General features: G+C 55.6%; 8 protein-coding genes. 7 read left to right on the forward strand and 1 reads right to left on the reverse strand.

Annotation, left to right across the window (positions count from 1 at the left end; genetic code table 11):
• From AC3B8H_RS16315 to AC3B8H_RS16345, 7 genes are all read left to right on the forward strand, one after another.
• A partial coding sequence (locus AC3B8H_RS16315; RefSeq protein ID WP_488442606.1) for a DUF2442 domain-containing protein occupies nt 1-202 on the forward strand: 202 nt, incomplete at its 5' end.
• Nucleotides 199-420 (forward strand): hypothetical protein, encoded by a 222-nt coding sequence (locus AC3B8H_RS16320; protein WP_488442607.1) that lies wholly within the window; start codon nt 199-201, stop codon nt 418-420. The genes AC3B8H_RS16315 and AC3B8H_RS16320, both read left to right, overlap by 4 nt.
• Before the next feature lie 7 nt (nt 421-427).
• Nucleotides 428-3,646 carry a type I restriction endonuclease subunit R gene (locus tag AC3B8H_RS16325; RefSeq protein ID WP_488442608.1) on the forward strand — a complete coding sequence of 1,073 codons (3,219 nt, stop codon included), beginning with the start codon at nt 428-430 and terminating at the stop codon, nt 3,644-3,646.
• Between the two features lie 126 nt (nt 3,647-3,772).
• Nucleotides 3,773-4,078: a hypothetical protein gene (locus AC3B8H_RS16330; RefSeq protein ID WP_488442609.1), complete on the forward strand. Its 306-nt coding sequence runs from the start codon at nt 3,773-3,775 to the stop codon at nt 4,076-4,078.
• 262 nt (nt 4,079-4,340) lie between these two features.
• Nucleotides 4,341-4,613: a hypothetical protein gene (locus AC3B8H_RS16335; RefSeq protein WP_488442610.1), complete on the forward strand. Its 273-nt coding sequence runs from the start codon at nt 4,341-4,343 to the stop codon at nt 4,611-4,613.
• A 333-nt stretch (nt 4,614-4,946) separates the two neighbouring features.
• Nucleotides 4,947-6,317, forward strand: a complete 1,371-nt coding sequence (locus AC3B8H_RS16340; protein ID WP_488442613.1) for an ATP-binding protein — start codon at nt 4,947-4,949, stop codon at nt 6,315-6,317.
• On the forward strand, nt 6,298-6,846 hold the full coding sequence (locus tag AC3B8H_RS16345) for a response regulator transcription factor (RefSeq protein ID WP_488442611.1): 549 nt from the start codon (nt 6,298-6,300) through the stop codon (nt 6,844-6,846). The genes AC3B8H_RS16340 and AC3B8H_RS16345 overlap by 20 nt, the downstream gene beginning before the upstream one ends.
• A gap of 34 nt (nt 6,847-6,880) precedes the next feature.
• Here the strand turns inward: AC3B8H_RS16345 and AC3B8H_RS16350 are convergent.
• The coding region (locus tag AC3B8H_RS16350; RefSeq protein WP_488442612.1) for a DCC1-like thiol-disulfide oxidoreductase family protein at nt 6,881-7,106 on the reverse strand (226 nt) is incomplete at its 5' end.

The following is a 7,106-nucleotide window of genomic DNA, read 5'->3' on the forward strand; positions in this document are numbered from 1 at the left end:
TGTGACGCCTTATCTTGATCGCGGCGTATTTGTTCGCTTAAAAGATTTCAATCTATTTGCACAGGCCCACCTGGCCTTCGGCACAGTAAGTTGGCCGGGCGAGTTGGATATAGCCCCGGAAACGCTTTATTTGCGCTCTCAACCGCAATCGATGGTTGTTTCACCGCCCTCCGATTCACTTGATTCACTGGTGCAACAATGAGCACCAAAACAACGCTTCAATATCTCAACGATGATTCTGGCGGCTTCCATCTGTATGGTGATTGTCTGGACGCGATGAGCATGGGCGACACCGATGCCCCCGTTTATCTGGAGTTGAATGGCGTCGAATTTACGGCTACCTCTCCGGGCACTGTTACAGTGCGCATTCCACGGCCTTGGGCTATTAAACTGGGCCTGATTCTCGCCACATCAACATAAACGGCACATGATCAGCTTGCACAGGGAAGTCAATTTCGAGAATGAAATCTGCGAACACCTCGCCGCCAACGGCTGGCTGACTGCGCAAGGCGACGCAGCCCGCTACGACAGAACACGGGGGCTATTTCCGGAAGATGTGCTGGCATGGATAAAAGCCACCCAGCCGCAGGCATGGGAAACACTGGAAAAGAACCACGGCGCACAGGCCGGCGACGTGTTGCTTGGTCGGTTGCGGGATTCCATCAATCAACGCGGCACGCTGGATGTTTTACGCCACGGCATTGAATTAATAGGGTTGCGGCAACCCTTGATGCTGGCCCAATTCAAACCGGCGTTGGCCATCAATCCGGATATTCTGACCCGCTATGCCGCCAACCGGCTGCGAGTGGTGCGGCAATTGCGCTATTCGCTGCATAACGAAAACGCCATTGATCTTGGCCTGTTTCTAAATGGCATTCCGGTAGCCACGGCGGAACTGAAAACCGACTTCACCCAATCGGTGGATGATGCGATTGACCAATATCGCTTCGACCGTGAGCCTCGGCCGAAAGGTCAAGGCAACCCCGAACCTTTGCTGTCCTTCCCCAATGGGGCTTTGGTGCATTTTGCGGTCAGCAATAGCGAAATCTATATGACGACGCAGTTGGAAGGCGCGGCCACCCGTTTTCTGCCGTTTAATCGGGGAAATAATGGCGGAGCTGGAAATCCGGCTAATGAACATGGGCATCTCACCGCCTATCTCTGGGAAGATATTTGGGCACGGGATAGCTGGCTGGAGATTTTAGGGCGGTATCTGGTCGCGCAGAAAGACCAGAAAAACCAAATCAAGAAAATCATCTTCCCGCGTTTCCATCAGTTGGGCGGTACCCGCAAGCTGCTGGCTGCTGTGTTGCAGGAAGGGGCGGGCGGTAAATACCTGATCCAGCATTCGGCCGGCTCCGGCAAAACCAATTCGATTGCATGGTCGGCGCACTTTCTGGCTGATTTGCACTCGGCAACTGCTCCATGCGTTGCTCTACCTTCTGCATCCATGCAGTCGAATGCCGCCCATGAAAAGCTGTTCGATACCGTACTGGTTGTCTCCGACCGCAATGTGTTGGATAGTCAGTTACAGGAAGCGATTTTCGATTTCGAGCGCACGGCCGGCGTGGTCGCCACCATTAAAGGCGAATCCGCCAGTAAAAGCGGCGAATTAGCAACGGCGCTATCGGGCGGCAAGAAAATCGTGGTTTGCACTATCCAGACCTTCCCCTTTGCACTCAAGACCGTGCAGGAGCAAGCCGCCACCCACGGCAAACGCTTTGCGGTGATTGCCGATGAAGCGCATTCGTCGCAAACCGGCGAAGCGGCCGCCAAGCTGAAAGCGGTGTTGTCGGCGGAAGAGTTGCAAGAATTGACGGACGGCGGCGAAGTCAGCACCGAAGACCTGTTGGCCGCGCAAATGGCCAACCGTGCCGCCGAGAACAGCATTACCTATGTCGCCTTCACCGCTACGCCCAAGGCCAAGACCTCGGAGCTGTTCGGTCGTCGCCCGAATCCGGATTTACCGGCCGGTGCTGATAACCTGCCGGCGCCGTTTCATGTCTATTCGATGCGCCAAGCCATCGAGGAAGGCTTCATCCTCGATGTGTTGAAGAACTACACGCCTTATAAGCTGGCCTTCAAACTGGCGCATGACGGCAAAGAATGGGATGACAAGGAAGTCGAGCGCAGCGAAGCCCTGAAAGGCATCATGCGCTGGGTGCGGCTGCATCCCTACAATATCAGCCAAAAGGTGCAGGTGGTGGTCGAGCATTTTCGCGAGAATGTCGCGCCGTTGCTGAATGGCAAAGGCAAGGCCATGGTGGTGGTCGGCAGTCGCTTGGAAGCGGTGCGCTGGCGGTTGGTGATTGATAAATACATTAAAGAAAACGGCTACAAAATCGGCACACTGGTGGCCTTTTCCGGCGAAGTGAACGACCCGCAATCCGGCGCTGACCCCTTCAGCGAAACCAGTCACACCATGAACCCCGCCCTGAAAGGGCAGGACATCCGCGAGGCGTTCAATACCGACGATTATCAAATCCTGTTGGTCGCCAATAAGTTTCAGACCGGCTTTGACCAGCCCTTGTTGTGCGGCATGTATGTCGATAAACGGCTGGCCGGTATTACCGCCGTGCAAACGCTGTCCCGTCTTAATCGTGCTCATCCGGGCAAAGACACCACCTATGTCGTAGACTTTATTAACGATCCGGAGGACATTCTCGCCGCCTTCCTTACCTATTATGAAACCGCCGAACTCTCGAATGTGACTGACCCGCATCTAGTGTTCGATTTGCGCATGAAACTGGATGGAGCCGGCTTTTACGACGAGTTTGAAGTCAATCGCGTGGTGGAGGTCGAGTTTAATCCGAATGCCAAACAAAGCGAGTTGGCCGGCGCACTGGAGCCGGTGGTGTCGCGACTGTTGCTGCGTTACAAAGCAGTCCAGGACAAGCTGAACCTTGCCAAGGCCAACGAAGACGGCAAAGCGGCGACCGATGCGCAAAACGAATTGGACGCGTTGATACTGTTCAAGCACGACATGACCGCTTTCCAGCGCATGTATGCCTTCCTGTCGCAAATCTTCGATTACGGCAACACCGCTATTGAAAAGCGCTTTATCTTCTACCGGCGCTTGCTGCCGCTGCTGGAGTTTGGTCGGGAGCGCGAAGGGATTGATTTATCCAAGGTCATCTTGACCCACCACAATCTGAAGCGCGGCGGCCGGCGCGATTTGGCCTTGGCCGGTGGCGAATATCAAAAGCTGCTACCGATGAGCGGCAGCGGCGGCGGATCGATTCAGGAAAAGGAAAAAGCCAATCTGGTGGAGATTATCGCTAAGGTCAACGATTTGTTCGAAGGCGATTTGACCGATGAAGACCGGCTGGTTTACGTCAATAGCGTTATCAAGGGCAAATTGCTGGAATCCCGGATACTGGCGACACAAGCGGCCAACAATACCAAGGAGCAGTTCGCGAATTCCCCGGACTTTTCCAACGAGTTGTTGAGCGCGATTATCGATGCCTTCGCGGCGCACAACGCTATGAGCAAACAAGCCTTGGATTCAGAACGGGTGCGCGCCGGTTTGCGCGAGATTCTGCTGGGACCGGCTCAGCTTTATGAGAGTTTGCGCGAACGAGCCGGCGCCGGGTTTGCCGGACGGCACTATTCAGAGCAAAACCGGCGGCTGGGTCTGTCGGACTGACGCGAGGAATTCGATGTGAGTGGATGGATTTTGCTTAAGACTTACCGCTAGCGGGAAATATTCCGCCGCACTGAGTAACCGGTAAGCCCAACGCCCCGTTGAAACTTCGCGCGTCAGGCGACGGGGATGGCTTGGAGGTCTTTCTGTCTTGAACACAAGGCTTCGAGCCTTGCGCGCAACGCAAAAAGCAATTCCCGCAAGGCAAAAAGCCTTGCCCGCAATGCTCCGAGCAATAAGCGCAAGGCTCGGGGCTCTGCGCGCAATGATAAAAGCCTTGCGCGCAAGGCAAAAAGCAATTCCCGCAAGGCAAAAAGCTTTGCTCGCAAGGCTCCGAGCAATAAACGCAAGGCTCCGAGCCTTGCGCGCAATGAAAAAAGCTTTGCGCGCAAAGCAAAAAGGCTTGCGCGCAAGCTAAAAAGCCTTGCGACTTAGGCTGTTCGATTCGGACGTGGGCAACTTGGGCGGAGAGGCTTGGAGAATCGCAATCAGCGTGGCGAAATAGGCCTGAATCAGGGCTTGGTTAGTGGCTCGGCCGCCTGGATGCGCCGCGGCGAAATCGCTACGAGCCGCTTCGGCCGTGGTGCGTAAAATTAGCGGCGATTCGGGCACAGGAAAAGCTTTTCTTTCGGTCGATTTACTGGTAGTTTGTGGCGCCGCCATACCAGCAAATCATAGAAGAATTCAAGGAAAAACCATGCAACAACCGCGAAAAACCCCCATTTGGGTCTTTTTGGCCCTGTCCAGCATCCAAACTCGCAAGGGAGCGCTGATTTTAATCTGGAGCAGTTTACTGTTCAGCCTTTACTGCATCCCCTGGGTGAATTATTTTGCCGACGACTGGGTCGCCAACGTGTTTTTGATCGATGACTGGAGCTGGTTCGCGATGATGTTGCCGATGACCGCTTGGTATTGGCTGAGCATGAAATGGATGGACAGCAACGGCGGTTGGCAATTTGAAAGCGCTTGATGTGGCGCCGGTTTAGGAAAAGACTTCCGTCCCCCAATTCTACGCCGTCACTTTTTAGAACGATGGTCATGCCCGCCGGGAAGCGGGCATCCGGGCGCCATGGATGGTAGGCCGCGATTGATCCGTGGTGCCTGGATTCCGGCAATTCCCGCCGGAATGGCGAATGCATTCGAGAATATGCCACGAAGAATTCAATCGGCTCTAGCGTTATCGGCAGTCGGTTTGCCGGTCCGAATTTTGTTTTATGCCATTCCCGTCATCCGCGTCGTTGGTTTATTAGAGGAGCCCGAGGCGCTTGCCGGCCCGCCCGATCGTCTCTGCCCATAGTTCATGATGCTGTCACATATACTCCCGAAAGCCGAGATTTCGATTCGCGAAAATCTCCGCTGGCTTTACATCCTCAGAAACTTGATGCTGTTCGCGGTGACCGTGGCGGTGTTTATCGCCGTGAACGGCTTGCGCATCAGCTTGCCGCAAAACCAGCTATGGCTGGCGATTTTCGCGATTTCCATCCTCAATCTTTACACTTGGTTGCGCTTGCGGACCGCCGAGGAAGTCACCGAGTACGAGATTTTTTCGCAAATCTGCATGGACGTGTTGGCGCTGGCCTATTTGCTGTACCTGACCGGCGGCGCGTCCAATCCGATCATTTGGGTGTTTTTGTTGCCGCTGATCATCACCGCGATCATGTTGCCGCAGGCCTATGCCTGGAACATGGTGATCATCACGTCCTGCGTGTATACGGTGTTGATCGCCTACAACGTGCCGCTGCCGGCGATAGAGCCGCACATGAACCATCAGGCGATGAGCGAGATGACGCCGGAGATGAGTTTGCAGATGCACTTGATGAACGACCGCCGCTATTTCAATTTGCATGTGTTTGGGATGTGGTTCGGCTTTGTGTTCAGCGCCGGGCTGGTGGCGTTTTTCGTCGTCGAATTGTCCAAAACCTTGAAGGAGCGCGAACGTAATCTGGCCGACGCCCGCGAGAGCGCGTTGCGCGACGAGCGGGTGGTGTCGCTGGGCACGCTGGCGGCCAGCGCCGCGCACGACATGGGCACGCCGCTGGGCACCATCGCGATTTTGACGCACGAGATGCTGGAGGAAACGCCCGAGCATCGAAATCCGGATTTGTACCAAAAACTGATGATCGTCCAGCAGCAGATCGACCGCTGTAAGCAAGCCTTGTCGGTGATGTCGGCCTCGGCCGGCGAGATGCGCGCCGAGTCCGGCAAGGTCATGTTGGTCAGCGAATACATCGACGAACTCCTGAACCAATGGCGCGCCCACAAGCCGGCCACCAAGCTGAAATTGTTCGTATCGACCACCGTCGATATGGAGGCCCGGATCATCGCCGAACGCACGGTGACCCATTCGGTGATCAACATCTTGAATAACGCCGCCGAGGCGTCGCCGGCCGACGCCGGCATCGAATTTCACGTAGAATGGGACGATGAGTCGCTGAGCTTGAAAATTCGCGACTTTGGACCAGGATTACCCCGCGAGTTATTGCAATTCGCCGGCCGGAAACCGGTAAAAAGCAACAAACAGGGCATGGGCGTCGGCCTGTTTTTAACCTATACGACGATCAAGCGCTTGGGCGGAACCATCGTGTTCGACAATCCGGAAGCCGGCGGCGCCTGCGTCGAAATCAGCTTGCCATTACTAACTAAGGAGAGTACGGATGACAGATCTTACGGCTGACATACCCAATTTGCTGCTGGTGGACGATGACGTCACTTTTTGCTCGGTGTTAAAGCCCGCCCTGGAAAAACGCAATTTTCAGGTGACGGTGGCCAACGATGTCGAGACCGCGATGACGCTGGCGGAACAAACCGAACCGGAATACGCCGTGATCGATTTGCGGATCGGCCACGACTCCGGTCTGGAGATGGTCAAGAAGCTGATTTCGCTCGACGACAACACCCAGATCGTGATGTTGACCGGTTTTGCCAGCATCGCCACCGCCGTCGAGGCCATCAAGCTCGGCGCCATTCATTATCTGACCAAGCCGGCCAATGCCGACGAGATCGTCAATGCCTTGTACAAGGACAAGGGCGACGCCTCGGTGGCGATCAGCGACAATCCGTTGTCGATCAAGCGCCTGGAATGGGAGCATTTGCAAAAGGTGTTGATGCAGCACGACGGCAATATTTCCGCCGCCGCCAGAGCCTTGAACATGCACCGCCGCACCTTACAGCGCAAGTTGGAGAAAAAGCCGGTCAAGGAATAGTCGGGCCTTGCGGTCGAGCGCGGATTTGCCCGGTTCATATCCGGCACTTGCCGTTCCGGCAGTCCCGGCCGCCAAACATCGAGCCGAGCCGCGAGCGATGCAGGGCGAATATGCGATACAACCGGCCGAACAGCGGTTTTAACAGCGGCCAGCGGGTTGGCGCCAATAGCCAGCCCAATCCAACGGCGGCATAGGCCGCGCGGAATGCCTCCATGCCTTTAATCAACGTGCCGTCCGGCCGCAGGCCGTGGATTTCCGCC

The organism is Methylomonas sp. BG-2, assembly GCF_057766305.1.

Coding starts and splice junctions, on each gene's coding strand:
- AC3B8H_RS16320 (WP_488442607.1), top strand. CDS start 199: ATGAGCACCAAAACAACGCTTCAATATCTCAACGATGATTCTGGCGGC.
- AC3B8H_RS16325 (WP_488442608.1), top strand. CDS start 428: ATGATCAGCTTGCACAGGGAAGTCAATTTCGAGAATGAAATCTGCGAA.
- AC3B8H_RS16330 (WP_488442609.1), top strand. CDS start 3,773: ATGGCTTGGAGGTCTTTCTGTCTTGAACACAAGGCTTCGAGCCTTGCG.
- AC3B8H_RS16335 (WP_488442610.1), top strand. CDS start 4,341: ATGCAACAACCGCGAAAAACCCCCATTTGGGTCTTTTTGGCCCTGTCC.
- AC3B8H_RS16340 (WP_488442613.1), top strand. CDS start 4,947: ATGCTGTCACATATACTCCCGAAAGCCGAGATTTCGATTCGCGAAAAT.
- AC3B8H_RS16345 (WP_488442611.1), top strand. CDS start 6,298: ATGACAGATCTTACGGCTGACATACCCAATTTGCTGCTGGTGGACGAT.